Origin of the sequence: Microcoleus sp. MOSTC5 (assembly GCF_036701825.1) — a bacterium.
Classification (GTDB): Bacteria; Cyanobacteriota; Cyanobacteriia; order Cyanobacteriales; family Microcoleaceae; genus Microcoleus; species Microcoleus asticus.
In genome coordinates, this window is sequence record NZ_JAUBRK010000039.1 from 25,817 (window position 1) to 51,408 (window position 25,592).

General features: G+C 44.3%; 23 protein-coding genes. 11 read left to right on the top strand and 12 right to left on the bottom strand.

Features of this window, described 5'->3' with window-relative positions; all coding sequences use genetic code 11:
- Nucleotides 1–22: 22 nt before the first annotated feature.
- The 7 genes from QUA54_RS21165 to QUA54_RS21195 all read right to left on the bottom strand — a co-directional run bounded on the left by QUA54_RS21165 (nt 23) and on the right by QUA54_RS21195 (nt 7,248).
- Complete coding sequence (locus QUA54_RS21165) at nt 23–2,380, bottom strand: polysaccharide biosynthesis tyrosine autokinase (RefSeq protein WP_333200298.1); 2,358 nt, start codon at nt 2,378–2,380, stop codon at nt 23–25.
- A 1,047-nt stretch (nt 2,381–3,427) separates the two neighbouring features.
- Nucleotides 3,428–4,855 (bottom strand): MFS transporter, encoded by a 1,428-nt coding sequence (locus tag QUA54_RS21170; RefSeq protein ID WP_333416168.1) that lies wholly within the window; start codon nt 4,853–4,855, stop codon nt 3,428–3,430.
- A 246-nt stretch (nt 4,856–5,101) separates the two neighbouring features.
- Entirely contained in the window at nt 5,102–5,329 is a 228-nt protein-coding gene (locus tag QUA54_RS21175; protein ID WP_333416198.1) for a Uma2 family endonuclease, read from the bottom strand.
- Nucleotides 5,330–5,416: 87 nt separating this feature from the next.
- Nucleotides 5,417–5,656 (bottom strand): hypothetical protein, encoded by a 240-nt coding sequence (locus QUA54_RS21180; protein WP_333416169.1) that lies wholly within the window; start codon nt 5,654–5,656, stop codon nt 5,417–5,419.
- Nucleotides 5,657–5,719: 63 nt separating this feature from the next.
- Nucleotides 5,720–6,271, bottom strand: a complete 552-nt coding sequence (locus QUA54_RS21185; protein ID WP_333416170.1) for a hypothetical protein — start codon at nt 6,269–6,271, stop codon at nt 5,720–5,722.
- Nucleotides 6,272–6,390: 119 nt separating this feature from the next.
- Nucleotides 6,391–7,068, bottom strand: a complete 678-nt coding sequence (locus QUA54_RS21190; RefSeq protein WP_333416171.1) for an ATP-dependent Zn protease — start codon at nt 7,066–7,068, stop codon at nt 6,391–6,393.
- Nucleotides 7,069–7,122: 54 nt separating this feature from the next.
- Nucleotides 7,123–7,248 (bottom strand): hypothetical protein, encoded by a 126-nt coding sequence (locus QUA54_RS21195; protein ID WP_333200290.1) that lies wholly within the window; start codon nt 7,246–7,248, stop codon nt 7,123–7,125.
- A 60-nt stretch (nt 7,249–7,308) separates the two neighbouring features.
- Here QUA54_RS21195 and rseP point away from each other — a divergent pair, with 60 nt between their 5' ends.
- The 6 genes from rseP to rpsN all read left to right on the top strand — a co-directional run bounded on the left by rseP (nt 7,309) and on the right by rpsN (nt 11,266).
- Nucleotides 7,309–8,409: an RIP metalloprotease RseP gene (rseP, locus tag QUA54_RS21200; RefSeq protein ID WP_333191076.1), complete on the top strand. Its 1,101-nt coding sequence runs from the start codon at nt 7,309–7,311 to the stop codon at nt 8,407–8,409.
- 209 nt (nt 8,410–8,618) lie between these two features.
- Complete coding sequence (locus tag QUA54_RS21205; protein ID WP_333416199.1) at nt 8,619–9,356, top strand: Uma2 family endonuclease; 738 nt, start codon at nt 8,619–8,621, stop codon at nt 9,354–9,356.
- A 35-nt stretch (nt 9,357–9,391) separates the two neighbouring features.
- Nucleotides 9,392–10,039 carry an endonuclease III gene (nth, locus tag QUA54_RS21210; protein WP_333416172.1) on the top strand — a complete coding sequence of 216 codons (648 nt, stop codon included), beginning with the start codon at nt 9,392–9,394 and terminating at the stop codon, nt 10,037–10,039.
- Between the two features lie 160 nt (nt 10,040–10,199).
- On the top strand, nt 10,200–10,451 hold the full coding sequence (locus QUA54_RS21215; protein WP_333416173.1) for a hypothetical protein: 252 nt from the start codon (nt 10,200–10,202) through the stop codon (nt 10,449–10,451).
- A gap of 113 nt (nt 10,452–10,564) precedes the next feature.
- Nucleotides 10,565–10,783 (top strand): hypothetical protein, encoded by a 219-nt coding sequence (locus QUA54_RS21220; protein ID WP_333416200.1) that lies wholly within the window; start codon nt 10,565–10,567, stop codon nt 10,781–10,783.
- Between the two features lie 180 nt (nt 10,784–10,963).
- Nucleotides 10,964–11,266, top strand: coding sequence for a 30S ribosomal protein S14 (rpsN, locus tag QUA54_RS21225; RefSeq protein ID WP_006633844.1), 303 nt, complete (start codon nt 10,964–10,966; stop codon nt 11,264–11,266).
- 138 nt (nt 11,267–11,404) lie between these two features.
- Here the strand turns inward: rpsN and QUA54_RS21230 are convergent, their stop codons facing one another.
- On the bottom strand, nt 11,405–11,734 hold the full coding sequence (locus QUA54_RS21230) for a hypothetical protein (RefSeq protein WP_006633845.1): 330 nt from the start codon (nt 11,732–11,734) through the stop codon (nt 11,405–11,407).
- A gap of 46 nt (nt 11,735–11,780) precedes the next feature.
- Between QUA54_RS21230 and aat the strand changes: the two genes are divergently transcribed.
- The 4 genes from aat to QUA54_RS21250 all read left to right on the top strand — a co-directional run bounded on the left by aat (nt 11,781) and on the right by QUA54_RS21250 (nt 20,697).
- Entirely contained in the window at nt 11,781–12,377 is a 597-nt protein-coding gene (gene aat, locus QUA54_RS21235; RefSeq protein ID WP_445301573.1) for a leucyl/phenylalanyl-tRNA--protein transferase, read from the top strand.
- A gap of 115 nt (nt 12,378–12,492) precedes the next feature.
- On the top strand, nt 12,493–16,539 hold the full coding sequence (locus QUA54_RS21240; RefSeq protein WP_333416174.1) for a HEAT repeat domain-containing protein: 4,047 nt from the start codon (nt 12,493–12,495) through the stop codon (nt 16,537–16,539).
- 640 nt (nt 16,540–17,179) lie between these two features.
- Entirely contained in the window at nt 17,180–19,738 is a 2,559-nt protein-coding gene (gene leuS / locus QUA54_RS21245; protein WP_333416175.1) for a leucine--tRNA ligase, read from the top strand.
- Nucleotides 19,739–19,809: 71 nt separating this feature from the next.
- Nucleotides 19,810–20,697, top strand: coding sequence for an alpha/beta hydrolase (locus QUA54_RS21250; protein WP_333416176.1), 888 nt, complete (start codon nt 19,810–19,812; stop codon nt 20,695–20,697).
- A 16-nt stretch (nt 20,698–20,713) separates the two neighbouring features.
- On the opposite strand, the gene QUA54_RS21255 is transcribed toward QUA54_RS21250, so the two are convergent.
- Nucleotides 20,714–21,514: an SAM-dependent chlorinase/fluorinase gene (locus tag QUA54_RS21255; protein ID WP_333416177.1), complete on the bottom strand. Its 801-nt coding sequence runs from the start codon at nt 21,512–21,514 to the stop codon at nt 20,714–20,716.
- 17 nt (nt 21,515–21,531) lie between these two features.
- On the opposite strand from QUA54_RS21255, the gene QUA54_RS21260 reads away from it, so the two are divergent.
- Nucleotides 21,532–22,380: a DUF3598 family protein gene (locus QUA54_RS21260; protein ID WP_333416178.1), complete on the top strand. Its 849-nt coding sequence runs from the start codon at nt 21,532–21,534 to the stop codon at nt 22,378–22,380.
- Nucleotides 22,381–22,525: 145 nt separating this feature from the next.
- Here QUA54_RS21260 and QUA54_RS21265 read toward each other — a convergent pair whose 3' ends face one another.
- The 3 genes from QUA54_RS21265 to QUA54_RS21275 all read right to left on the bottom strand — a co-directional run bounded on the left by QUA54_RS21265 (nt 22,526) and on the right by QUA54_RS21275 (nt 25,215).
- Nucleotides 22,526–23,203 (bottom strand): GIY-YIG nuclease family protein, encoded by a 678-nt coding sequence (locus QUA54_RS21265; protein ID WP_333416179.1) that lies wholly within the window; start codon nt 23,201–23,203, stop codon nt 22,526–22,528.
- 140 nt (nt 23,204–23,343) lie between these two features.
- Nucleotides 23,344–24,207 (bottom strand): aldo/keto reductase, encoded by an 864-nt coding sequence (locus QUA54_RS21270; RefSeq protein ID WP_333416180.1) that lies wholly within the window; start codon nt 24,205–24,207, stop codon nt 23,344–23,346.
- A 225-nt stretch (nt 24,208–24,432) separates the two neighbouring features.
- The gene (locus QUA54_RS21275) at nt 24,433–25,215 is read right to left on the bottom strand and encodes an ABC transporter permease (protein ID WP_333416181.1); all 783 of its coding nucleotides are present in this window, start codon (nt 25,213–25,215) and stop codon (nt 24,433–24,435) included.
- Between the last annotated feature and the right edge of the window lie 377 nt (nt 25,216–25,592).

Genomic DNA, 25,592 nt, shown 5'->3' on the forward strand with positions numbered 1-25,592 from the left:
TGGGTGCCAGCTTTTTTGGGTGTCACTCTTTTTTGGAAGCTAGTTTGCGGATGCCAGACGGTGCTGGTGAAAAATTCAAATATTCATTTTTCTCTTCAACAACTGATGATTTAGATGGTTGATACTTCTTGCCTTTGGTGGCATGATTCGCAACTGTACCCAAGCAGGGTATGCCAAAATTTTCTAATTGACTGAAAACTTTTTGGACTACAGAAAATTTGACTTGGCGAATTGCTATAACCATCAGTATTCCATCGGTGCGCGCCGCTAAAAAATTCGCATCTTTACTGTCAACGAGCGGCGGCGTATCGTAGATCACTAAGTCAAATGTTGCCTGAAGTTCTTCCATTAAATACTGCATCTGAGATGAGGCAAGGCGTCTGGCAGTACCGGGAATAGGGAGACCGGCAGTTAATACAAAAAGATTATCTGCTAGATGCGATCGCTGGATAATTTCATTTGGTTCATTTTTATTGTCGAGCAAGTTGCTCAATCCCTTAACATTCGGCAGTTCCAACAACAAGTGCAGGCTGGGCGAATGCAAGTTCGCGTCTACTAACAGCACGCGCTGACCCGCCAGCGCTGCCACGTGAGCTAAGTTTAAAGCAACGGTAGATTTGCCTTCGCCAACTGTAGCTGAACCAACTGCCAAAGAGCTAATCGTTCGATTTGAAGAAAGAAAGCGGATATTAGTATAAAGAGAGTCAAAAGCTTCTATAAATTCCGAAGCATTTTTCTTATTACCCTCTTTTCCTTCAAGATAAGCATAGGCATTAGCAATAGAAGGCGGAAATTTTTTAGCATTTTTGTCAAGAGGAATTGCTCCCAATAAAGGTGCTTCCACCCCATCTTTAACGTCATCAACACTGTAGAAAATATTGCGGATTTTTTCAATGAGGATAGCAGATCCCAGACCCAACACTAGCCCCCCAATCACTGCCATCATAAATTTGTTTTTATTTTTTGATGCAACTGGAATCAGCTTGCCCTTAATATCTCGCGGTATCCGGGGTTCAGAAATTATTTCCCAAGGTACTTGGCTTTGAGCTGCTTGGATGCGCAGACTTTCCCGCTGACTTAAAAGTTGATCGCGGGTGCGGGCGGCGATGTCTAATTGCTGTTGCAGTTCGTTGTAGCGGCGGGCTATACTGGGAAATTCTCTGGCTTGTCGGCCCAAATCGTTTTTAGTTTGGGCGATCGCCTGACTGCGAGCTTCTAAGACTTGAACTTGGTTGGCAGTATCAACCAATTGTTTAATCAAGCCTATGCGAATCGAATTTTGAAAATTCTGAACTTTAGAATTGGCTTGGCTTCCTACTAAATTTTGCCCCAAAATTCGGTCAGTTTGCTGGTTGAGCAAAGCTACTAAATTTGTCCGCTTGCGCTCTAAAGCTTCCACTATAGGGTTAGCCGATTTAAAACGAGCTGTTTCTACAGCAATCTGACCTTCTACTTCCTTAACCTTGGTCAGCAACTCTTTATATTGAGGCTCTTCGCTTAAAGCTGAAGCAGCAATAGCTTCATTTGGTGTAAAATCTAATTGTTTTTGCAAGTTCGCGTACAGCGTTTTCTGTTCCTGCAGCAGCCTTTGAGTTTCTAACTCTAAAGTTTCTACGGTGCGAATTTGCTGGATCAATTGCGCCCCTTGTTCTTTAGGATCGGTAATCTTTTGTTGCTGCTGTATCACCTGTAACTCCGACTTCAGGTCATTTACGCGCTTATTGAGTCCCGGAAGCTGGTCTTCAATAAAATTAACACCTTCACCAATGCGAGTCTTGCGTTCGTCAAGACTATATTTTAAATATTTCTTTTTAATTTCTTGTAAAACGAACTCAACTAATTGAGAGTCAGTCCCCATGAAGCGAACTTCCAAAATTTTAGTGAGAGTCATCTCATTTTCTCCCATCCGCAAAACGACTAAATTTTTTTGAAGAATTGCCTCGGTAAATTGTGGATATCGTTTTTGGACTTGTTTAACAATAGCCGACAGCATCTGAGGACTCTGGAGAATTTGAAGTTGAGTTGCGTAGTCCAAACTAAAAAATTCTCGACTAGGCACTGCCCCGCCCTCGCCGCGATTGGCTAGGGCAGCGGGGTCAACAATTCTTGCCTCCGTTGTCACGGGTTCCACTAGCATCCGAAAATCGCCTTGATATGTTTGCTTACTTCCCTTGATCTGATAAGTAACTCCACCGCCTATTAGACCTATAATCCCAATAATGATTAGGGCTTTGCGCTGAAAAGTCCTCAACAACGGCTTTAGATTCAATCCTTTCTGAGGCTGCGCGCTTAATTCTTCTCCCTCCTCAACGGAAAATTGCTGCACCTGTCGGCTCTGGTTGCTAATGGGTACGATATGAGCGTCCTGTTCTCTTTCCATGTAGACCTCTTTAAAATTTTGTTGGTAAAATCAGCTTTGTTCTGCAAGCCTTTTGGTTGATACTTTGAGCATTGGCTTAAGGATATCACAGGAGATTCTTGCTTGGTCGAGCCCACTTCCTTCTAATAGTTCTCACTACTTTCACATAATATACAAAAATAACTAAATTCCTATGCTTTGCCGGCTGCAAAAATTTTTTTACAACTGCTTGAGAGTTGTATCCGACTGCATTTAGGTCGGCTGCATTGTGCATATATTTAGGGTTTCCGGGGGGGCGAAGCAAACTTTTTCTGGTGTCGCTCAGCTTCGCCGCAGGGGCGCAATAACTTTACCAAACTTTTACAATTGACCGTAACACCTCAGCCAGAGGTTGCGCCGGTTGCCTAGTCATCTATGCCATTTTTGTGTTCGCCTACAGCGACAGCAGCACCTGTTAACTTATTCGCTAACTCACTGGCTAAAAAATTTTCCATTTTTCATGTAGATATAATTAAGAGCATTCAGCAGATTTTTGGAACGGCAACTAATCGAATCAATTTCCGATAAAAATCTGTCTCTTCTTTTAATTATAAACTTTTTGAGGAGCTGGAGGACTGCTTAAGTCTATATAATTCCTCACGTCCTCCATAATATCACAAATTTCTCTCAAAAGTCCGCGACCGACATAAAATTTAATAATGTGCGATCTCAAACTCGATCGACATCTCGAATAACTCAAGCGTTCTGGGTCTTTCTACTGCGGCTGATGGTGTTCCGCAATCTTATGTTTTTGCGGAGAAAAACGAGGTTTCTGGGTTCCTGGGCTATTACTAAAACTATCGCTTTGATTCGCCATACGAGTAAGCTATAGCAATTCTTTCGCTAAACGCGCCACGGTTTTTTATTAAAGGAATCGATGAAAGAGGCTGATGACAAATCCGTAAAATAATAGAATAGAGGAGAAGAGAAAGAGTTCGCCAGTGATGGGAGGATTGCTATAGATGTCCGGATTAGCTGTTTGTAGTTGTTAGTTTGGGAGTTGACTAATTACCCATTACTGATTAAAGCTTACTGATTGTGTGCTTTTTTTTCTCGGAGTTTCAACAAGATTTCTGCATGAACTTCGCGAGTAATCGGATAAAAATGTGTGAGAATCATGCCAGCAATTAAAGCAATTGTGGGCAGCGGCCCGATCGCAACTCGAATAGCAAACAGTGCAGACTCCGGCTGTACGGGTGCAGCCTGTCCCTGAATTGTGGCGAGAAATCCAGCTCCTTCTAATGCTTGTCCCACAAACCACAAACCGAGCGCCAAACCAATTTTTTGCAACAATACCATAAACGAATAGAACACGCCTTCGCGTCTTTCTCCTGTTTGGAGCTCGTCGAGTTCAATTACATCCGGTATCATCGACCAAGGTATGAGATAAGCAGTGGAAACTCCGACACCTGCCATGACGGCTAGCAAATACATCTGGAATACTTGACCTGGTTGCAAGAAAAACAGTCCGGCTTGGGCGATAATCCACAAACTCATGCCCATAAAATATACGGCTTTTTTGCCGTATCTCTCGCTGACTTTACTCCAAACAAATAACATGGCGAGTGCAGTTCCTTGAACTGCGATCGCAGTTTGGGTAAAAGTTGCAGCCGGCAGTTTCATCCAGTCGATTACAAAGTAGGGCAAAATAGAAGCAGTTAATTGCACTCCCAGCCAAGAACAGAGGTAAATTCCAATTACGTACAAAAAAGGGCGATTGTTAAATGCAATCCGCAACTGTTCTTTCAGCGGCAAGGAAGTTGAACTGTCCTCTACTGGATTTTCTTGCAATTGAGAGAGTACGTGTTTGCGGGTTCCTAAAAAGCACCAGTACAAAGGCAACACTGAAATCACTGCACAGATTGCGCCTAATACTAAGTATTTTTGGGTGTCATCTTTAACTATTGCAAAGATAATTTGCGCTAAAATTAACGACAAAATGCTGCCGCCGATCGAGAAAGAAAACCGAAAACTGTTAAGGCTAGTGCGTTCGTTGTAGTCTTGGGTTAATTCTGGAGTGAGGGCGGTGTAAGGCAGGTTGACGGCGGTGTAGGCCGTGTTAAACAAAATGGCGATCGCCACATAGTACCAAAATAGTATCGTTGGATCTTTGCTGGGAACAATCCACTGCAAAAAGAAGAAGATGCCGAAAGGAATTGCCCCGTAAACGATCCAAGGATATCGGCGCCCCCAGCGGTGAGATGTGCGATCGCTCAAAACCCCCACAATCGGGTCATTTACGGCATCCCAAACCTTGCCTATCAGCAAAATGTTGCTAGCAGTACCCGCAGCCAAACCGGCGACGTTGGTAAAGAAATACAGCAGAAAAAATACCAAAACATTCGCAGTAATTGCGGGGCCGAGGTCGCCGGCACCGTAAGCTAATTTTGTTGAGAAACTGAGTTTTTTTGTTTGGGGGTTGTCGGCGGCTGGGTGAGGCGGGGAAGTGTTGCTCATAAACTTTGATTTCGGGATTTTTTGGCAGTCACAGTCTTTCCAGTAGGAGTATAACTCGCGCTACGCCCTGATACTAAGTTTTTTGTAGCGATCGGGATTATTCTCAAGAATGGGTAATTGGTAATTGATAATTGGACTTATGCACCCAGACCTCAGAAACCCGGTTTCTTCGTAGATTTCTCGTTGCTGTTCAGAAATTATTCGTAGAAACCGGGTTTCTAGCCCCCATGCGTTCAAGACTGTACGTTAAGGAAACAATCGCCCTACCTGAACTTCTATTTCTGGAAATGCCAGCATTGATAAAATTCCATCTTCATTAAATACTGTTTCTTGCCTGTAATTTCCCCCCACCAGTTCGTGAAAAACATAAACTTGCCGCCTGTTAACATCAAGTATCCAATAATCAGGAATTCCCGCCTTAGCATAAGCCGGTGCTTTTCGCTTGCGGTCTGTTTCTAAAGTGGTATCAGCTATTTATGCTAATCAGAAAATGTTGGCGGTGCGGGATGAAAATCTTGGTACAGCCGGGTCGATTTGCACTACAGCAATATCCGGTTCTGGTTATGAATTATCACTTAGAGCGATCGGGTCTTGGATGCGAATTAAAGCAAGTCCTGCCAGCAGATTTCTCAGATAGTCCGCTGCACAGAGATTAGTTGCTGCGTGGAGAGGATTTTTTGCACTTATTGAGATAATTTGCCCGTCAATTAATTGGATTCGTTCATCGGGATTGAAAAAGCCAGTTTCGGTCATGCGGCGATATTCGTCTACAGTCCACAAGCGTAAATCTGTTACAGTCATGGCACAACTTCCTTTGGCGATATTATCTATTATCCATTCACATTTTAGTTCTGTATTAAATTGCTATGTCAGCAATCTAGATTTTGCTGTAATTGCTCCCACACACCACAAAATAGCATTGACCATCTCCGAACGCTGGATGTCCTCTTCAGCTAAAAAACTCGCAAACTCTTCATCAATATTTAGGTGGTCTGCAAAAGCATAAAGCACGGGCTTGTACTCTGTGGGCATCGGTGTTAATGTGGCTTGAACTAAATTTAACAGCGCGTTCAAACAGTTAAGAATAGTCCCTGATTCGTCCATATCTTCTGCATCGAGCAAGTACAGTGTTTCTGCAATGTCACAAATAGCATCTATTTGTGTGGGTGGCTTTCCCAGTTGGCTGACATCGATATTGCACAATTGGAGAGCGTTAATCGCTAGTTCTGGACGTGTAAAAAATACAAGTTGACCGCCGGCTACTAAAGGCTGCTCTTGTTCTCCGTAGACAATTAGAGTATATAGATTTGGTACTTCGGTGTCGGGGTCAATGCGGAAACCGAACAGCCACAGCAATTTTTCTGTATTTTGGTTCGCTGTTTGCAGTGTTGTTGCAGCATTTTTTGGTTCTGACATGAATTTTTAATCCCTATAAAATTTATGCAGAAAAACCCGGTTTTTACGCAAAATATGGGTTTGAGTGAGAAATCTATAAATAAACCGGGTTTAGAAAGGCAAGAATGCGTAGTTTTTGTTTATAAATTTTGCTGGATAATGTCGCAGCATTCGGCGACGGTTGCTCTTTCTTCCATTGCTGCGACTAGGGCTTCGTAAGCTGATTTGTGGCTTTCGATCAGGTTTTTTGCTCGCAGCGAACCCCAGTTTTGTTTGAGTTGAATTTCCGAACTGGGACGGCGCAGTTGTGTTAAAATTGCGCTAATTTTTGTACGGTCTTCTGCTCCTCCTTGTTCGCTGCCGTAAACAAATTTTTCGGCGACTATTCCGGCCATCCACACGGTGCAGTATTGGTCTAAAAGTTGGGAGGAAAGAGTGCCATTTTGCAGTTGAGATGCTAATTGTTCGTCTTCAAATCGGACGCCGCCTTGGGCTGTTTGGCCTTGTTTAAATGCTTCCCAAGCGCTGAGGGCGTAGCTGGTTACAGGAATTCCTAACAGGTGGGCGACTAGGAAGTGTCCGGCTTCGTGGTGAAGGATACGATCGCGCTTTTGTTTGGAAGTTCCTCCCAGCCAATCTAATAAAATGGTACCGCCTTGACCTTGCCACTGGAAACTATCGAGAGTAGCTAGCCCCAACAGGCAAAAAGTGGCGATCGCAGGTACAGCTTCTGGCAAGTTGAATAGGGGCCCCAACAATATTGAAACGGTGATGGCAAAGATAGAAATAGCGATAATATTCAAAGAAGTGTCTTTCATAATGGGGAATTAGTAATGGGGAATTAGTAATGGGGAATTGGTAATGGGGAATTACTAATGAGGTAAACTCAGGTACGATCGCGCGATCGGTTTGGCAGCATCGGTTCGATCGCAGCGCCCGGGACTTCCGACAAAAACTCCACCTTCCAGTTTGACTGAAAATTGTCGCTCCGAAGCCACCGATATTAAAAAGATATTAAAATAAATCAAAGTCCAGTAAAAGTGTTAGTGGAATCCTTCATGTCAGTTTTGGCAGCGATCGCAGTTTTAGGTATCTTGATTGTCGTTCACGAACTCGGCCACTTCCTGGCGGCGAGACTTCAACACATCCACGTCAACCGCTTCTCTATCGGTTTCGGGCCCATCCTCTGGAAGTACCAAGGCCCGGAAACTGAATATGCCCTCCGCGCCTTTCCCCTGGGAGGTTTCGTGGGTTTCCCAGACGACGATCCAGACAGTACAATTCCCCCAAATGACCCGAATTTGCTCAAAAATCGCCCAGTGCTCGATCGGGCTATCGTCATTAGTGCAGGGGTAATTGCCAACTTGATTTTTGCTTACTTCCTGTTGGTGGTGCAATTGGGCACTGTCGGCGCTGCAGAAATGAACTACCTACCGGGAGTTAAAGTCCCGGAAGTCGCCGCGGAAGTCAGTTCTGCCGCGAAACAAGCCGGAATTCGATCGGGCGACGTTGTTCTGTCTGTTGACGGCAAGGAATTGGGCGCTTCCCGCGAAGCAATCAAATTATTGGTCGCAGCAATCCAAGATCATCCCAACCAACCCCTAGCGTTGGAAATTCAGCGCCAAGAACAAAAATTTGTGGTGACAGTAACTCCCGAAGAGTCGCCCGACGGCAAAGGTCGCATTGGCGTGCAGCTAACTTCTAACGGCACTGTCGTGCGGCAGAGGGCAGGAATTGTAGAGGCGTTTAGTAAGGCCGCCAAAGAATTTGAGCGGATTGTGGTGCTGACGGTTCAAGGTTTCGGGCAGTTACTTAGCAATTTCAGCCAGACTGCCGACAAGTTGTCCGGGCCTGTAGCGATTGTGGCTATTGGTGCAGGGATTGCCAAATCGGATGCTGCGAGTTTGTTTCAGTATGCTGTGCTAATTAGCATCAATTTGGCTGTGATTAATATCTTGCCTTTACCTGCTTTAGACGGCGGTCAGCTAGCTTTTCTGTTGATAGAAGGACTGCGCGGCAAGCCTCTGCCGAACCGCATTCAGGAAAATGTTATGCAGACTGGTTTGATGCTGTTGCTGGGTTTGGGAATTTTCTTGATTATTCGGGATACAGCTAATTTGGCTGGGTTCGATTTGATGGGCAATCTTCGGCAACAATAGTCAGTAGTCAGTAGTCAGTAGTCAGTAGTCAGTAGTTGGTTGTTATTGATTATTGATTATTGATTATTGGTTATTAGTTATTTGTTATTTGTTGGTTGCCACTAATAACCTATAAGATTAGTCAACAGTTAAAAATTAACAGTCATTAGTCATTACAGTAATTTTGACTAATGACTAATATTCGATCATTAAATTTGGGGAAAAAAGCAATGATTACACAACTGCAATCTCCCGAGAAATCAAAAATTGTCTACCCAGATGACAACGGAGAACCCATGTCAGATAATACCGAACAGTTTCGATTGATCGTCTGGATTAAAGAAAATTTAGAACTTTTATTTGCGAGCGTTGCTGATGTTTTTGTGGCGGGTAACTTACTGTGGTATCCAGTAGAAGGAAATAATAAACTTGCTCAAGCACCAGATGTGCTGGTAGCCTTTGGCAGACCGAAAAGATATCGAGGTTCCTACCAACAGTGGAACGAAGATAACATTCCGCCGCAAGTCGTGTTTGAAATTTTGTCGCCGGGAAACCGTCTAACTCCGATGATTCAAAAATTCAAATTTTACGAACGCTACGGCGTGGAAGAATATTACTTGTACAACCCTGAACAAGTGGATTTAACTATATGGCAGCGTCGAGACCAAGAATTAGAAGCTGTAGAATCGGCGGACGGTTGGGTAAGTCCCAGACTAGGAGTGCGGTTTCAACTATCAGAAACCGCACTACAAATATTCGGACCTAACGGAGCGCCATTTGTAAGTTTTGTGGAACTCGCTCAACTGCGAGAGCAAGCAGAATCAAGAGCTGAACAAGAACAGCAAAGGGCAGAACAAGAACGGCAAAGGGCCGAGCAAGCAGAAGCTTTGCTAGAACAAGAACGATCGCGATCGGAAGCTTTAGAAGCTCGACTCCGCGAAATGGGAATCGAGCCCAATATTTTGTAAATCACTAATGACTAATGACTAATGACTAATGACTAATGACTAAAAAGTTAAGTTTAAAACAACGATCGCTCGAAATTCTGATTCGCCTCAAACGCCTCTATCCAGAAGCTCCTTGTACTCTCAACTACGAAACTCCCGTGCAGTTGCTGGTGGCGACGATTCTCTCGGCTCAGTGTACGGACGATCGAGTAAATTTGGTAACGCCGGCTTTGTTTGAGCGTTTTCCCGATGCGGTGGCTTTGGCAAATGCTGATTTAGAAGAACTCGAAAGTCTCGTGCGATCGACTGGTTTCTACCGCAATAAGTCTAAAAATATTAAAGGTGCTTGTCAGGCGATCGTCAATAAATTTAACAATCAAGTACCGCAGCGGATGGAACTGCTGCTAGAATTGCCCGGAGTTGCCCGCAAAACGGCTAATGTCGTTCTCGCCCACGCTTTTGGTATTAATATGGGCGTGACTGTAGACACTCACGTCAAACGTTTGACTCAGCGGTTGGGATTGACCGAACATACCGATCCTATAAGGATCGAGCGGGATTTGATGGTATTGTTGCCGCAGCCCGATTGGGAAAATTGGTCGATTCGGTTGGTTTATCACGGCAGGGCAGTTTGTAATGCGAGAAATCCGGCTTGCAATATTTGCGAACTTGCAGATTTGTGCCCTTCTGCTAATATTTCGTAGGGTGCGTCAGTGCCGAGGCTAGCAACTAGCATTAAAATATAGAATCTGACGCACCTTACAATTGCTGAAATGAAGAGTTTATAAATGAACTCGATCGGTCGCTCGTTTTTTGAGTTTGCTATAATTCTTGTCAACAGCTTAATACTAAGGAAGTAAGTATATGAGTATTGCGATTTCCCTCAGTCCAGAAATAGAGGCACTACTTCGTGAAAAAGCCGATCGGGAAGGACAAGATATTAGCCTTGTTGCTGCCCAATTGCTAACTCGGATATTAGAATGGGAAGCCCGAGACTCTGAAGAAGCTATTGAGGGTATTCAGGAGGGGTTAAATGATTTTGAGTTAGGACGGTTCCGTTCTTTTGATGAATTTGCTAAATCACAGCGCACCAAGTACAATTTTCCAACAAACTGATGACATATCTCATTGAAATTTCTAGCGTTGCAGAAGCACAAGCAGATAGTGCATTCCTGCTATTATCTCAGATGACATCACCAGAGAAAGCAAGGGAGTAGTATGAGGGATTGTTGAAGGCGATCGAGTCTTTATCGGCGATGCCAAAACGCTGTCCTATCGCCAGGGAAAATCAATACTTCAGTAAAGAAATTAGGCAGTTAATTTACGGTAAAGGGCGCAACTCATACCGCATTCTTTTCACTATTGCCGAAAGTGAAGATGTGTCCGCAGTTCGCATCCTCCACATTCGACACGCTGCACAACAAACTCTTGGCGAGAACCAGGAGTAGTTCCTAGGGTGCGTCAGCTCGAATTAGAGCAACTGTCGATCGCACAATATTACCTGATGCACCCTACAAATGAGATAAGTTGTTGTGTGTAAATAAAAATATTTAAAACTAAAGTTATCCAAAATGACTAAAATATAGTAAAATAGTAGATTGTGATTTATCTAAGGATATCAACAGATTATGGCTAAAAAGAGCATGGTCGAGCGCGAGAAAAAGCGCCAGAGACTCGTAGACAAGTACGCCGACAAGCGGGAAGACCTGAAAGACCAGTTTGACCAAGCTAACAATCAGATGGACAAAATGGCGATTCACCGCCAACTGCAACAGCTACCCCGCAGCAGTTCGCGGACTCGCTTGCGGAACCGCTGCTGGGCAACTGGACGGCCCAGAGGTTACTATCGTGACTTCGGACTGTCTCGCAACATGATGCGAGAAATGGCTCACGAAGGTCTTTTGCCCGGTGTTGTGAAGTCTAGCTGGTAGCACGAAGGAAGAAGGAAGAAGGGAGAAGGAAGAAGGAAGAAGGAAGAAGGAAGAAAAAACTCACAATTAATCGGCAGGATTATGTTTGGGGTTGATTTTTGTTTCAGACTTATGAGTTAAATTTTCCTCCTTCTTGCTTCACTGACCGCAGCATTTATCGATGCCGAGACTTTCGAGTAACAAGTCGCTGACGGCATTGGCGATCGCAAATTCGCCGTAGAAGCTTTTAGAAAAATCATAAGCCTGCATTTCGGTGACGATCGCAATTACGAGGCTGCCCAAGTCATTTTCGCCTTCCATGCGCTGGCGGACATAGATTTGGGCAGCTCTTTTAGCTATTTGCTGGTTGGCTGCTTCTGGGATAAACTCGGAGTCTAGCCAGGCCAGCAGCGTTTGTTGGAGCCATTGGCCTTCTTGTTCGGGGTTTTTGGCGGGCGGTAAGGTAATAGGTTCAATGGTTTCAGACATGATTATTCCTAATTGCTAATGTTGACTTTGAAAAGTTAACTGAGAAATGACAACTGATAAATATATGCAATATGATATACCGACAATTATACAAGGATATGCCCAAGGCTACTTCTTGATGGCAAATGACGGCGAGGAAAGTTTGGGGTGGTATTCCAGCCGACAGCGGGCGCTGATTCCCCTGGATGAAAGATTTACCTATCCGAAATCCCTGCGCCGCCAAATCAATCAAAATCGGTTTTCGGTGGCTGTGAACCGCGATTTTGGGGCGGTGGTTGAGGGTTGTGCCGATCGCGAAACGACTTGGATTTCTAGGGAACTCAAACAGATTTACTGGGGTTTGTATGAGGCCGGTTGGGCTTACAGCTTCGAGACTTGGTGCGGCGACGAATTGGCGGGCGGTATTCTCGGATTGTCGATCGGCGGTGCGTTTATTGGGGAGTCGATGTTTTACCGAATTCCCGAGGGTTCTAAGGTGGCGATGGTGAAGTTGGTGGAAAGATTGCGCGATCGATCTTATCTACTTTTCGACGCTCAAATGAACAATCCGCACTTGGAAAGATTCGGCGCTTATACTGTTAAGGAAAAACTGTACAACACTCTTTTGCAAGCAGCTTTGAAGCGCCGCTGCTCGCTATTTTGAATATTTTGTCAGTAGGGAAACGGCACTGCCGTGTCCTCTGCCTTATCCTCACCCCTAGCTAAACTTTTCAGCCCCGGTATAATGTTCCTAAAGTATACAAATCGAGCAAAAAGCAATGATAGATCCAGTCAGCGCGGGTTTGGGTTGGTTATTGGTGCAACCTATTTTGACGGAATTGGCAAAAGCGGCTTTAGACGACTACGTTAAAGATTTTTTCAAAGGTTGTATTAAAGATATTGAAGGAATTGCTAAACAGCCCTTTGCTAAAAATGCTGTTCGCGATGCCATTAAAGGCTTTACTATATTGTTGGAGCAGGAATTAGAGCGATCTGGTTTAGATAAAAAACAAATTAAACAATACCTGGAACCTTTAAAACAATTTATCAAACAATCTCCTGTGCGCCAAGTTTTAGGAAGTGCGTTTCAAGGGAATTGTCGGGTTTTAAATACTGCTATCTTAGCTGAGTCTTGGCAAACTTTGACCTTACAACATCCGGTGCGACAGCATTTGCCCACGTTTACTCGGATCGTACCTTCTCATCTTCTTAAGGGGCAACAAACTGCCTCGCTTCCCGATGCGTTTAGTTGGGAACGAGTGGCAGAAAAATATCTGGCAAGTGTTAAATTAATTATACAGCAAAATGTGGAATTACGAGAAATTCTGAATTCTCAAAATTTGGACGGTATCTTGGGACGTTTGACAGATAGTGGCCCAATTCCGGCTGATTTTAACTTAGAAAGTTATCAAGAAGGACTGCGAGAACAATATGAATATTTGGATTTAGGTAATTTAGATACTAGGTCTGGAGAGTACGAACGACAACTGACAGTTAAAGAAATATTTATTCCGCAAAATGCGCGATCGTGTCAGGAATATTTGCCGAAAGATTATGAATTACCCAAGGAGATTCAAAAGCGATTGCGGGAACGGGGAGACATTGCTGCCGAAGTCCGTCCAGAAGATTTGGAACGCTACCAGCAAGCTTACACTCAACAGCAAATTCGCTCAGTGCTGGAAGTAATTGATGATGTCAATTACCGTTATCTAGTCATTCTCGGCGATCCGGGTTCAGGCAAATCAACGCTCTTAAAATACCAGGCGCTTCAGTGGGCAAAACTGTCTCCAAATCAGTTGTCATCTCAACCTATTCACTTACTGATTGAATTGCGGAAATACAATCGCAGTAAAGATGAAAAAGAGTGCAATAATTTCCTAGAGTTTATGGAATGTGGCTCTAGTTGGATCGGGCATTTAAACAAATCTATTTTGCACGAATGGCTGCAAGCTGGCCGGGCTGTTGTCATGTTTGACGGGTTAGATGAAGTGTTCGATGTCCCAAAACGCAATCGGATTGTTGACCAAATTCATAACTTTACTCAAACCTATCCACAGGTGAAAACCCTTGTCACTTCTCGCGTAATTGGCTACCAGCAGCAGCGGCTAAAAAATGCCGAATTTCATCACTTCATGCTGCAAGATTTTGAACCAGAGCAAATTCAAATATTCATTCAGAAGTGGCACGATTTGACATTAATAGATCGCTTAAAAAAAGCTGCCATTTTAGAACGCTTGCAGCAAGCGATTGCGGAATCCAGGGCAATTCGAGAATTAGCCGGAAATCCGCTGTTGCTGACAATGATGGCAATTCTGAATCGCAATCAGGAGTTACCGCGCTTTCGGGCGAAACTCTATGAAGAAGCTTCAAAAGTGCTGCTACATAAATGGGATTTTGATGTGAAGGAAAAGTTAGGTCATGACAGAATTGACCCTTATTTAATTGATGAAGAAGTCAAACAAAGTATCTGTCGGCGCATTGCCTACAAAATGCAGTCTAGCGGCAAAGGATTAGCTGGAAATATTATCAGTCGCGAGGAGTTGTGGCAAACTATTACTGACTCATTGACCGGGTTGATGGGAACTGGGGCAACTGCTTGTGCTAAGTTGATGGTAGAGCAACTGCGCGATCGCAATTTTATTTTGTGCTTCTTGGGTGGATACAATGAAGATTATTTTGCTTTTGTCCACCGCACGTTTTTGGAATATTTTTGTGCTGGGGAGTTTGTCCGGCAATTTGAGAAACAAAAAACGCTTGATTTAGATGGTTTGATTGAAGTTTTTCGAGTGCATTGGCGAGATGAGTCTTGGCATGAAGTGTTACGTTTAATGGCGGGAATGCTGGAGGCTAAGTTTACAGGTGCAATCCTAGAATACCTGATTAGTGAAAATGGAGAAGCTGAAAAGTTTAGCAATCTATTTTTGGCTGCGCAGTGTGTTTCTGAAGTCAAGAATAGAAATGAGATTGCTGATATTGCTGGTAGGTTGTTCGAGCGAGTTAAAAAGTTAACTCAATACGTAGTTGATGAAATTCACATACAAGCAGTAGCAGCAGTAGCAGCAAATTGGAAAGATGACCCAGAAACCTTACCTCTCCTTAAACAATGGGTTCAATCTAACAATAATTCGGCTGTGCGACGTGCAGCAGTCCAAGAAATAGTAATGGGGTGGAAAGATGATCCAGAAACTTTACATCTACTCAAACAACGCGCTCAATTCGATTTTAGTTCGGATATGCGACAATTAGCAGTCCAAGAAATAGCATTTAGATGGAAAGATGACTCGGAAACCTTACCTATCCTCAAACAACGCGCTCAATCAGATGATGATTCGGCTGTGCGGTCTTTAGCAGTCCAAGAAATAGCATGGGGGTGGAAAGATGACCCGGAAACCTTACCTATCCTCAAACAACGCGCTCAATCAGACAATAATTCGACTGTGCGACAAGTAGCAGTCCAAGAAATAGCAAGAGGCTGGAAAGATGACCCGAAAACCTTACCTATCGTCAAACAACGCGCTCAATCAGACAATAATCCGACTGTGCGACAAGTAGCTGTCCAAGAAATAGCAAGAGGCTGGAAAGATGACCCAAAAACCTTACCTCTTCTCAAACAATGCGCTCAATCAGACAATAATCCGACTGTGCGACAAGTAGCTGTCCAAGAAATAGCAAGAGGCTGGAAAGATGACCCGAAAACCTTACCTATTCTCAAACAACGCGCTCAATCTGACGATGATTCGTATGTGCGAAAAGCAGCAGTCGAAGAAATAGCAAGAGGCTGGAAAGATGACCCAGAAACCTTACCCTGGCTCAAACAACGCGCTCAATCTGACTTGGATGTGCGACGTGCAGCAGTCCCAGAAATAGCACGGGGGTGGAAAGATGACCCGGAAACCTTACCTTGGCTCAAACAATGCGCTCAATCAGACAATAATCCGACTGTGCGAGAAGCAGCAGTCGAAGAATTAGTACGGGGGTGGAAAGATGACCCGGAAACCTTACCTTGGCTCAAACAATACGCTCAATCAGACAATAATCCGACTGTGCGAGAAGCAGCAGTCGAAGAATTAGTACGGAGGTGGAAAGATGACCCGGAAACCTTACCTTGGCTCAAACAACGCGCTCAATCTGACGATGATTGGGCTGTGCGACGTGCAGCAGTCCAAGAATTAGCACGGGGGTGGAAAGATCACCCAGAAACCTTATCTATTCTCAAACAACGCGCTCAATCTGACGATGATTCGGCTGTGCGACGTGCAGCAGTCCAAGAATTAGCAGGGGGGTGGAAAGATCACCCGGAAACCTTATCTATTCTCAAACAACGCGCTCAATCTGACGATGATTCGGCTGTGCGCTCTTTAGCAGTCCAAGAATTAGCACGGGGGTGGAAAGATCACCCGGAAACCTTATCTATTCTCAAACAACGCGCTCAATCTGACGATGATTCGGCTGTGCGACTTGCAGCAGTCCAAGAATTAGCAGGGGGGTGGAAAGATGACCCAGAAACCTTACCCATTCTCAAAAAACTGGCTCAATCAGACGATGATGGGGATGTGCGACGTGCAGCAGTACAAGAATTAGCATGGGGGTGGAAAGATGAGCCTGGAATATTTGAATTATTGTGCGATGTGGCTATCAATGACCCCTTCGAGCGCGAGGAGGATTGGCAAGATAACCCGCGACAAACAGCTCTTGCAGCTATGATTGAGTTATATCCCGATCGCCCTCAAACTTTAGAACTTGTGCGCGATCGCGCTCAGAACGATTCTGACGCAATTTTCCGCGAATTTGCCCAGAAAAAATTGGCAGAATTAGAACGCGAATGAGCGATATATTCGATCGCCGATCGCCATTTTTTCTAATTTTAGGAGTCGTTGGGTGGGGGCTGGTTTATGAAATTATTGGTTTTAAACATAGATTGTTGGTAAAACCCGCAATACAAAATCATCAATTACCCATGATAAATTGCGGGTTAAAAAACATTTATTTAGGGGCGGGTTTCACCAACAATAATTGCCTAAAACCCATAATCTTGTAAACCCGCCCCCACCCCATGACAAATTAAAAGGTACATTGCTGTGCGAGCCAGATAGCATTTAAGCCGGAATAAATGCTAAGAAACCCGGTTTCTCTGAGAAATCTGGTTTCTGGGAATTGGGGTTATTTATTCTTTTAGGACTTACGCATCAAGACCAAAGAAACCGGGTTTTTTGCAGTTTAGCCGACTGTAACGAAGTATGCTGGTAAAAACCCGGTTTCTGACCACCCGTGCGTAAGTCTTATTCTTTTCAGGGCGAAGGGGGATATTTGGTCGATCGCCCCCCAACTAAAATCACCTATACTACAATATATAATACATAGATGGGAGCCAAAATCCTTGGAGCTCAGAAAAATCCTAATCGAGGCCCCTTGAATGTGCCAAAATGTTCAAGCAAACATTAGTAAATCCTACACGGAGCAATTGTTGTGGATTCCAGATATAACCCCCAATCCATAGAAGAAAAATGGCAGCAGACATGGGCTGAGCAAAACTTAGACCAGATGCCAGAAGATACCCAAAAGCCTAAATTTTATGCCTTATCCATGTTCCCCTATCCGTCGGGAAACTTGCACATGGGTCACGTCCGCAACTACACAATCATCGATGTAATTGCCAGACTCAAGCGAATGCAAGGCTATCGGGTATTGAATCCGATGGGATGGGATGCTTTTGGTTTGCCCGCAGAAAATGCCGCCATCGAGCGAGGAATTCCCCCCGCACAATGGACTTATCAAAACATTGCCCAAATGAAAGGCTTATTTCAACGTTTGGGTATTTCTTTCGACTGGACAAAAGAAGTTACAACTTGTTCTCCAGATTATTATCGCTGGACTCAATGGATTTTCTTGCAATTTTTAGAAGCAGGATTAGCTTATCAAAAAGAAGCGGCAGTTAATTGGGACCCCATAGATCAAACCGTTTTAGCAAACGAACAAGTAGATAACGAAGGTCGTTCTTGGCGTTCCGGTGCCAAAGTCGAGCGCAAATTATTGCGGCAGTGGTTCCTCAAAATTACCGATTATGCCGAACAGTTATTAAACGACTTAGACAAATTGCCCGATTGGCCTGAAAGAGTCAAATTAATGCAAGCCAACTGGATCGGCAAATCAGTCGGCGCTTACTTAGAATTTCCCATTGTCGGCATGGATGAAAAAATCGCCGTTTTTACCACACGTCCCGATACAGTTTACGGCGTCAGTTACCTTGTTTTGGCGCCGGAACATCCACTAACTCAGCGCGTGACAACGGAAGACAGAAAAGCCGCCGTAGAAACCTTCATCAAAGAAGTCGCCGCCCAAAGCGAGATCGATCGCACAGCCGAAGACAAACCAAAGCGCGGCATCCCCACAGGCGGCAAAGCAATCAATCCTTTCAACGGCGAAGAAATTCCCATTTGGATTGCCGATTATGTGCTGTACGAATACGGCACCGGCGCAGTCATGGGAGTACCCGCCCACGACACGCGAGATTTCAAATTTGCCAATCAATATCAACTGCCAATTAAAGTAGTAATTGTGGATGATGATGAAATGCCACTGACGGAAGCTTACACCGAACCTGGAATTATGATTAATTCCCAAAGCTTCAACGGCATGGATTCAATTAAAGGCAAAGCAGCAATTATTAGAGCTGCCGAAGATGCAGGTTGTGGCAAAGCGCGAATCCAATACCGCTTGAGAGATTGGCTAATTTCTAGACAGCGTTATTGGGGCGCTCCGATTCCCGTAATTCACTGTCCCACCTGCGGAACAGTACCTGTACCCCAATCGGATTTGCCCGTATTGTTGCCGGAAAATGTAGAATTTACGGGCAAAGGTTCGCCCTTGGCAAAGATGGAAGAATGGGTAAACGTTCCTTGTCCGAGTTGTGGCACGCCGGCGAAGCGGGAAACAGATACGATGGATACTTTTATCGATTCATCGTGGTATTTCTTGCGCTACCCCGATGCTCAAAATCAAGAGCAAGTCTTCGATAGGGCGAAGACAAATGATTGGATGCCCGTAGACCAATATGTGGGCGGCATCGAACACGCCATCTTGCACTTACTGTATTCCCGGTTCTTTACCAAGGTTTTGCGCGATCGGGGTTTGATCAATTGTGACGAACCATTTAAACGCCTGTTAACTCAAGGTATGGTGCAAGCAATGGCCTACAAAAACCCTGTTACTGGCAAATACGTTCCCCCAGCAGATATAGACCCCACAAATCCCAAAGATCCTCAAACTGGCGAAGCTTTGGAAGTCTTCTACGAGAAGATGTCCAAATCAAAATACAATGGTGTTGACCCCTTGGAAGTTATGGGCAAATATGGGGTAGATACGGCACGGATGTTTATTTTATTCAAAGCACCGCCAGAGAAGGATTTGGAGTGGGACGACGCCGATGTGGAAGGGCAATTTCGCTTTTTAAATCGCGTTTGGCGCGTGGTTACAGAGTTTGCTGGACGAGTCCCTGCCACCCCCGATCAAGCAGGAGAGAATGCGGAATTAAGTAAACCTGAGAAGGATTTGCGGCGGGCAATTCACACTGCAATTAAGGAAGTTAGCGACGATTTGGAGGGTGATTATCAGTTCAATACTGCTGTTTCGGAAATGATGAAACTCAGCAATGCTTTGAATGATGCTAAATTTAAAGATTCGCCAGTTTATGCAGAAGGAATTAACACTTTGATTCGCTTGTTAGCGCCTTTTGCACCGCATATTGCTGATGAATTGTGGCACAATACTGGTAACAGCGAATCGGTGCATACGCAAACTTGGCCTAGTGTCGATCCATCTGCATTAATTACCGATGAAATGACGCTGGTTATTCAAGTTATGGGCAAGACTCGCGGCACAATTCAAGTGCCTTCTGGTGCTGATAAAGCTGCGTTGGAAAATTTTGCTCGCGAGTCGGAATTGGCCAAGCGTCACCTGGAAGGTAAGGAGATTAAAAAGGTAATTGTCGTGCCTGGAAAGTTGGTAAATTTCGTGGTAGCGGGATAAAAATTAAAAACCCGGTTTCTTGAAGAAACCGGGTTTTTAATACTTGCATTTAAGAATTAGCCATGCCAAAAATGAGCAAGCTAAACAAGACAAAAAAAAGTTTTTTGAGAGGGCTATTGTGTTTAGGAAAACTTTGGGCGATCGCCTACATTGCATCCTGTATACTCTTGTTTTTTCTGCAAACTCGTTTGCTCTTTCAGCCAACACCTACAATCGCCAAAACACCGGATGCTTTTAACATCCCTTACCAAGAAGTTTGGTTGCCAGTTAAGGCTCGATCGCACAAAATTGAAAAACTGCACGGTTGGTGGCTGCCAACCGCAAATCGACAATCATTAGGAACTCTATTGTACCTGCACGGCAGGGGTTTTAACATCGGTGCGAATATCAATCAATCTTACCGCTTTCGGCAATTGGGTTTTTCGGTATTGCTGATTGATTACCGGGGTTACGGCCGCAGTCAAGGCAGCTTTCCCAGCGAAGCTCGGGTATATGAAGATGCGGAAACAGCTTATAATTATTTAGTGAAACAGCGGCAATTGTCGCCCAGCGAAATCTTTTTGTACGGTCATTCAATGGGAGGTGCTGTTGCTGTGGAATTAGCGATCGCACATCCAGAAGCTGCGGGATTAATTGTTCAAAGTTCGTTCACTTCAATGCTTCATATGGTAGAACACTACAGTTTGATGCGGCTTTTTCCGGTGCGGCTGCTGCTGAGGCAAAATTTTGATTCTTTTGCTAAGGTTAAATTGTTGCGAATTCCGGTTTTGTTCGCCCACGGAACTGCTGATCCTTTGATTCCCGCTGCGATGAGTAAACAGTTGTATGCTGCTTCTCCTGAACCTAAGAAAATTTTACTTGTTGCTAATGCTAAGCACAATAATGGAGATGCTTTTTTTAACAGTAGCGAATACCGCCAAACTATTGTTGATTTTGCAGATACATTTAGAATGAGATGAATGCCGATTACGCTCTCTATCTGTAAATTATTTGTACTTTATCTCCAAATTCTAGCTGCAATACTGATTGAGCGCTGCCGCCATTAACGGCAATTTCTACCCAACCGTCAGAACCAGTTATGGCAATTAAATCGCCCGGTTCGCTGTCGCTGTAGGTTTTACCGCTGGGGATGCGAATTGCATCAGAACTATTGCTAATTGTCAATGACCAATTGTTACCTATAATGCAATTATTGGGGATATTAGTAATTAGGTTGCCAAAGCGATCGACATATTGGATGCTGCCTTCTAAACCTGTGGCTGTAACGGCACAATTTGGTATCTCTAACTCGACTAAACTTGCAGGGTCGATCGCCTCGCCCAACTCTTCCAAAGCCACGCCGTTCGACAAGTGAGCGCCCGCTGCAGCGAAAATATCGCGACCGTGAAAAGTGCTGCTGGGTTGAGGTGTACGCCAGTATTGGGAATTCGTGAGTTCGACAGAGGCGATCGCACTTTCCCGACTCAACACCCCGCTAAACAACCCGTTATCCGGCCCAACAAGGAAGCAATTAGCACATTTAATCGCAACCCCGCGTCTCTTGCTTCCCACACCCGGATCGACGACAGCAACGTGTACGGTTTCCGGCGGAAAATAAGCAAAAGCAGTCATCAAACAAAACCTCGCAGCCGCAATATTTTGAGATGGTATTTGGTGCGTAATGTCAATGACTTTTAACTGCGGGTTAATTTGGGCGATCGCACCTTTCATCACTCCCACATAAACATCGCTTAATCCAAAATCCGTAAGCAGAGTTATAATTCTATTTTTACACATATATCGAAAGGTAAAATATGGTATCACAATGGGAAAACTTTCTGCAAAACTTGGGAGAATGGCACGGTTCATTCACTAAGCTATCGCCGCGAGGAGAGGTACTTCAAGATACTCCTAGCATTATTTCTCTCGAAGGTTTAAATAACAACAAAACAGTGCGATTGAAACTCCGTCGCTTTTCCCCAAATCCTAGCGGTGTCGGCGAACCGGAAGTGAGCGAACTTGTGCGAGAATATCAAAGTTTAGGACGAGATATTCTGTTTTTTGAGAATGGAGCTTTTTGTCAGGGAACTATTCAACTAGCGCCTTATTGTGAGTGCGGTGCCGAGTTTGGTTTTATCTACAATTATCGCCGGTTGCGCTTCGTTCAGCTATACAATACCGACGGCAATTTATCAAACCTTACCTTAATTCGGGAAAAGCAGCTTGATAAAAATGTCCCCGAACGTCCGCCTTTAACTGTTGACGATTTGCTGGGAGAATGGCAGGGCGAGGCGGTGACAATTTATCCAGATTATCGTCATCCTGATTCCTATTCTACCAATTTACAATTGCATTTGGAAAGTGGCGATCGCCTAGTGAACAAAATCACTTTTGGCAGTAATGCTACTGTTATCACTTCTAGCGCCAGCATTGACGGTTCAGTTCTGCACTTTAACGAAGGTGCTTCCCCCGTGCAAGTTGTGCTCCTTCCTGACGGCGGTTCTTGCACTTTACCTGTCAAGATTGAATTGAGAAAACCTATATTTTTCGAGGCCGGTTGGTTGGTAGAACCTGACTTGCGGTTTCGGATGATTCGCAGTTACAATGAGCGTGGTGAATGGGTAAGTTTGACTTTAGTTACTGAACGCAAAGTTAGTGATTAGTCATTATCAGTTGTTGATGATTAAGATTTAGTCTTTTGGGCTGGCTAGAAGCCCACCCCACAATAAACTTGATGTATTGTGGAACGGGCATCTTGCCCGTTCTGAAAATAGTACAAGATATCAGCACTACAAACCTTTTTCAGATTTAGGAACCGGATTTTGTTTCCTGAGTTTGCGATTGAATCACGGCACTCCAGTCATCATTGTTAACAGCAGCTTCCAAATCCTTAGCGCGTTCGCCGTCACTTTTTGCCGCTGTTTCTAACTCTTTGGTAAGAGTAGAATCTGCCATTGCTTTGCGCAATTTCAGCTTCTTTTCCTCATAAGCTTTTTGTTCTTCCGCAGACATTGCCGATCGCGCTGCTTGGCCTACCGTAGCCGCCCACATTTCGCTTTCAGCACCGTTTCCAGGCGGAATGCTGCCAATTTCTGCTATCCAAGCATCCCGCAAACTTTCCATTTCTTCCCGCTTCGGGAATTTGAAAGTTTGCACGCGCAGGAAAGCGCAATTTTCGACGCCATTTTGGGCGATGTGACCGTTGATTGAAAGCAGGATGTTTCGCGAATAACCGATAAACTGAGTGTGGCGGGAAGTGTCCATTACAGCGTAAACCCCGGCGACTTTCGCGTTAGTTGCCAAATCGCGCCATGTATCGATCGACATTACTTGCGTGCCGTCATTTTCTAATTCAGAAATAGTCGCTGCTGCGCTGTGTTCTGAGTCGGAACTGTATAAAAAGTTGTGCAGTCCTTCATGGGCGACAGGTACGTTTTGATGTTCAATTGCTACGTCTCGATCGGCATTCACTTGATTAGCTTCCATTAAATTCAATTCCTCAAAAAATGTCAACTTTACTCATTAAATCCCACTTTCAAGGGCGGGTTTTCCAACCCACCCCCACAATAAAGTTCTCGTGGAACAGGCATCTTGCCTGTTCTATTGTTTTTTTTGCCCTTATATACTTAACTTACGGCAATTTGTTGCAAATCCTCGTCAGTCAATTTAACTTCGAGCGCCTGCACAGAGTCCTCAACACTCGATACTTTTGTCGCACCGGGAATCGGAACGATGCAGGGCGATTGGGCTATCAACCAAGCTAATACTATACAGTAAACTGAAACGTTTTTTTCTTCTGCTAATTTGGCGATCGCGGGCATATCTTGCAAGCTGGTGACGCGGCGGCTTCCTCCCAAAGGGCTCCAGGGAAAAAATGTCAGTTTTTCGGTTTCGCAATATTCCAGCACGCCGTCTGATTCTGGCTGTCTGTGCCAAGGATTGTACTGATTCTGAACCGAGACAATTTCTACTGTATCGCGGGCGCGTTTGATTTGCTCTACAGAAAAGTTGGAAACTCCAATAAATCGAATCATTCCTGCTTCTACGGCTTCTTTTGCAGGTGCTAGGGCTGCTTCGATGGTATAAGCGGGATCTGGCGAGTGATATTGCCAAAGGTCGATCGGTTCCTTGCCCCCCAACGCTTCAAAACTTTCGCGAATTGTCTTGCGTAAATGATGGGGGTTGCCGTTGCGCGTCCAAGCACCTTGAGGCCGCATTAAGCCGCCTTTAGTGGCGACAGTAACGGCCCTAACATCTCCGCTGTACTCTTGCAAAGCTTTGGCAATCAAGTGCTCGTTGTGGTGTTTGTCGGATTCATCTTGGCAGTAGGAATCTGCGGTGTCAATTAGGGTGACACCCAAATCGAGGGCGCGGTGAATTACCGCAATTGATTGCGATTCTGGCGGCCGGCTGCTTAAGGACATTGGCATACCTCCAAGACCGATCGCGCTGATAGTAAAATTACTGTTTCCCAGTTGTTTCCTTTTCATTTATTTGCCCTCGTTTGCGTGGTTTATTTCCAGTTGATATTTCAAGGATAGGTTAAAATTTTACATTTATTTAACTATCTAAGTAAATAGAATAAAATATTTTTTAGATAATCTCTTTTGCCTTTAAAATGTATATTTCAATTTCCTATTCCCCACGTGTCAAATCCTCTCCCTCTCAAACATAATAGACAATCTAGATGTGCAGCAGCTTACCTCCCTACTTAACTAGCTGGAAGCGCTGGTGTAAAAGCGGAGTGCAAATTGCCAGAAGTATCGGGAAGCGCACAAAAGCCCGATCGCTAATATTCCAGCCCCTGCTATCCAAACTATATCACCTCTGCCCAGCATTGCTTCTGCAGGTACTGTGGTGAAGAAGGCAACGGGGACTACGAATGTGAAAAAAAATCGGTAAGCTACGGGATAAGCTGTCATTGGAAATCTACCGGCTTCTAACAATCCTCTGAGAACTTCCGTAACATTGTAAATTTTGACAAACCAAATACTCATAGCACCTAACATAAACCAGATGCTGTAAAGACTTACCATGCCAAATAACAGCGGTATTGCAGTTAGGAAATAGTTGCCGATTTCTACTCCCAACTTGTTAGCAGCATACAGCAACAATACGGCGCCAAAGATGATATCGGGTATTCCCCAAGGGGAAACCGTGTTTGCAGACAGCCAGAATTGAGAACTAATTGGTTTCAGGAGGACGAAATCGAGGGTTCCTTGCTGCACTCGATCGACAATACGGCTGAGGTTGGGCGCGAGAAAGGTTGACGAAAACCCCTGCAAAACCGTAAAAATGCCGAGTACAACTAAAGCCTCTTCCCATTTCCAGCCCGAAAAAGTGTAGCCAGTACGATAGAACAAAAACAGCCCAAACAAGCTGCCAGTAAGATTTCCGAGGCTGCTGAGGGCCGCGAGGACAAAGTTAATTCGGTATTCTAGTTCCGCTGCGATCGCCGCACCCCAGAACAATTTCAGTACGTGCAAATATCGTCTCATGTTTATCGCCATTTTTTGCCGTGTAAATACTTAAATTTCCATATTGTAAAGGTTGTGTGAAATTAATTGCTGTACGCCTGCTCATTTCACTATAACAATAAATTATTTAGACCGCTTACTTAAGTAGTTTTACTGACATCCTGTATGAAGTTATTTAACAAAATTTAAACAAAAACTACAATAATTATTAATTTAAGTCAATCTTAAGCCAAGATATTTTGGCAATTATTAATATTGATTTATGTTTTCACAAAAGCATGGTTGATTCATTAGGAATACTAATGTGTTACAAATTTTAATATTATAAATATTTGAGAAACATCTAGGCATACCCAAACGGAACACTTAGGATGGTGCATACGTACTCAAAAGGAATA

Bases quoted from the DNA above. Each gene is read 5' to 3' on its own strand.
- QUA54_RS21165 (WP_333200298.1), bottom strand. From the start codon at position 2,380: ATGGAAAGAGAACAGGACGCTCATATCGTACCCATTAGCAACCAGAGC.
- QUA54_RS21170 (WP_333416168.1), bottom strand. From the start codon at position 4,855: ATGAGCAACACTTCCCCGCCTCACCCAGCCGCCGACAACCCCCAAACA.
- QUA54_RS21180 (WP_333416169.1), bottom strand. From the start codon at position 5,656: ATGACTGTAACAGATTTACGCTTGTGGACTGTAGACGAATATCGCCGC.
- QUA54_RS21185 (WP_333416170.1), bottom strand. From the start codon at position 6,271: ATGTCAGAACCAAAAAATGCTGCAACAACACTGCAAACAGCGAACCAA.
- QUA54_RS21190 (WP_333416171.1), bottom strand. From the start codon at position 7,068: ATGAAAGACACTTCTTTGAATATTATCGCTATTTCTATCTTTGCCATC.
- rseP (WP_333191076.1), top strand. From the start codon at position 7,309: ATGTCAGTTTTGGCAGCGATCGCAGTTTTAGGTATCTTGATTGTCGTT.
- QUA54_RS21205 (WP_333416199.1), top strand. From the start codon at position 8,619: ATGATTACACAACTGCAATCTCCCGAGAAATCAAAAATTGTCTACCCA.
- nth (WP_333416172.1), top strand. From the start codon at position 9,392: ATGACTAAAAAGTTAAGTTTAAAACAACGATCGCTCGAAATTCTGATT.
- QUA54_RS21215 (WP_333416173.1), top strand. From the start codon at position 10,200: ATGAGTATTGCGATTTCCCTCAGTCCAGAAATAGAGGCACTACTTCGT.
- rpsN (WP_006633844.1), top strand. From the start codon at position 10,964: ATGGCTAAAAAGAGCATGGTCGAGCGCGAGAAAAAGCGCCAGAGACTC.
- QUA54_RS21230 (WP_006633845.1), bottom strand. From the start codon at position 11,734: ATGTCTGAAACCATTGAACCTATTACCTTACCGCCCGCCAAAAACCCC.
- aat (WP_445301573.1), top strand. From the start codon at position 11,781: ATGACAACTGATAAATATATGCAATATGATATACCGACAATTATACAA.
- QUA54_RS21240 (WP_333416174.1), top strand. From the start codon at position 12,493: ATGATAGATCCAGTCAGCGCGGGTTTGGGTTGGTTATTGGTGCAACCT.
- QUA54_RS21250 (WP_333416176.1), top strand. From the start codon at position 19,810: ATGAGCAAGCTAAACAAGACAAAAAAAAGTTTTTTGAGAGGGCTATTG.
- QUA54_RS21255 (WP_333416177.1), bottom strand. From the start codon at position 21,514: ATGTGTAAAAATAGAATTATAACTCTGCTTACGGATTTTGGATTAAGC.
- QUA54_RS21260 (WP_333416178.1), top strand. From the start codon at position 21,532: ATGGTATCACAATGGGAAAACTTTCTGCAAAACTTGGGAGAATGGCAC.
- QUA54_RS21265 (WP_333416179.1), bottom strand. From the start codon at position 23,203: ATGGAAGCTAATCAAGTGAATGCCGATCGAGACGTAGCAATTGAACAT.
- QUA54_RS21270 (WP_333416180.1), bottom strand. From the start codon at position 24,207: ATGAAAAGGAAACAACTGGGAAACAGTAATTTTACTATCAGCGCGATC.
- QUA54_RS21275 (WP_333416181.1), bottom strand. From the start codon at position 25,215: ATGAGACGATATTTGCACGTACTGAAATTGTTCTGGGGTGCGGCGATC.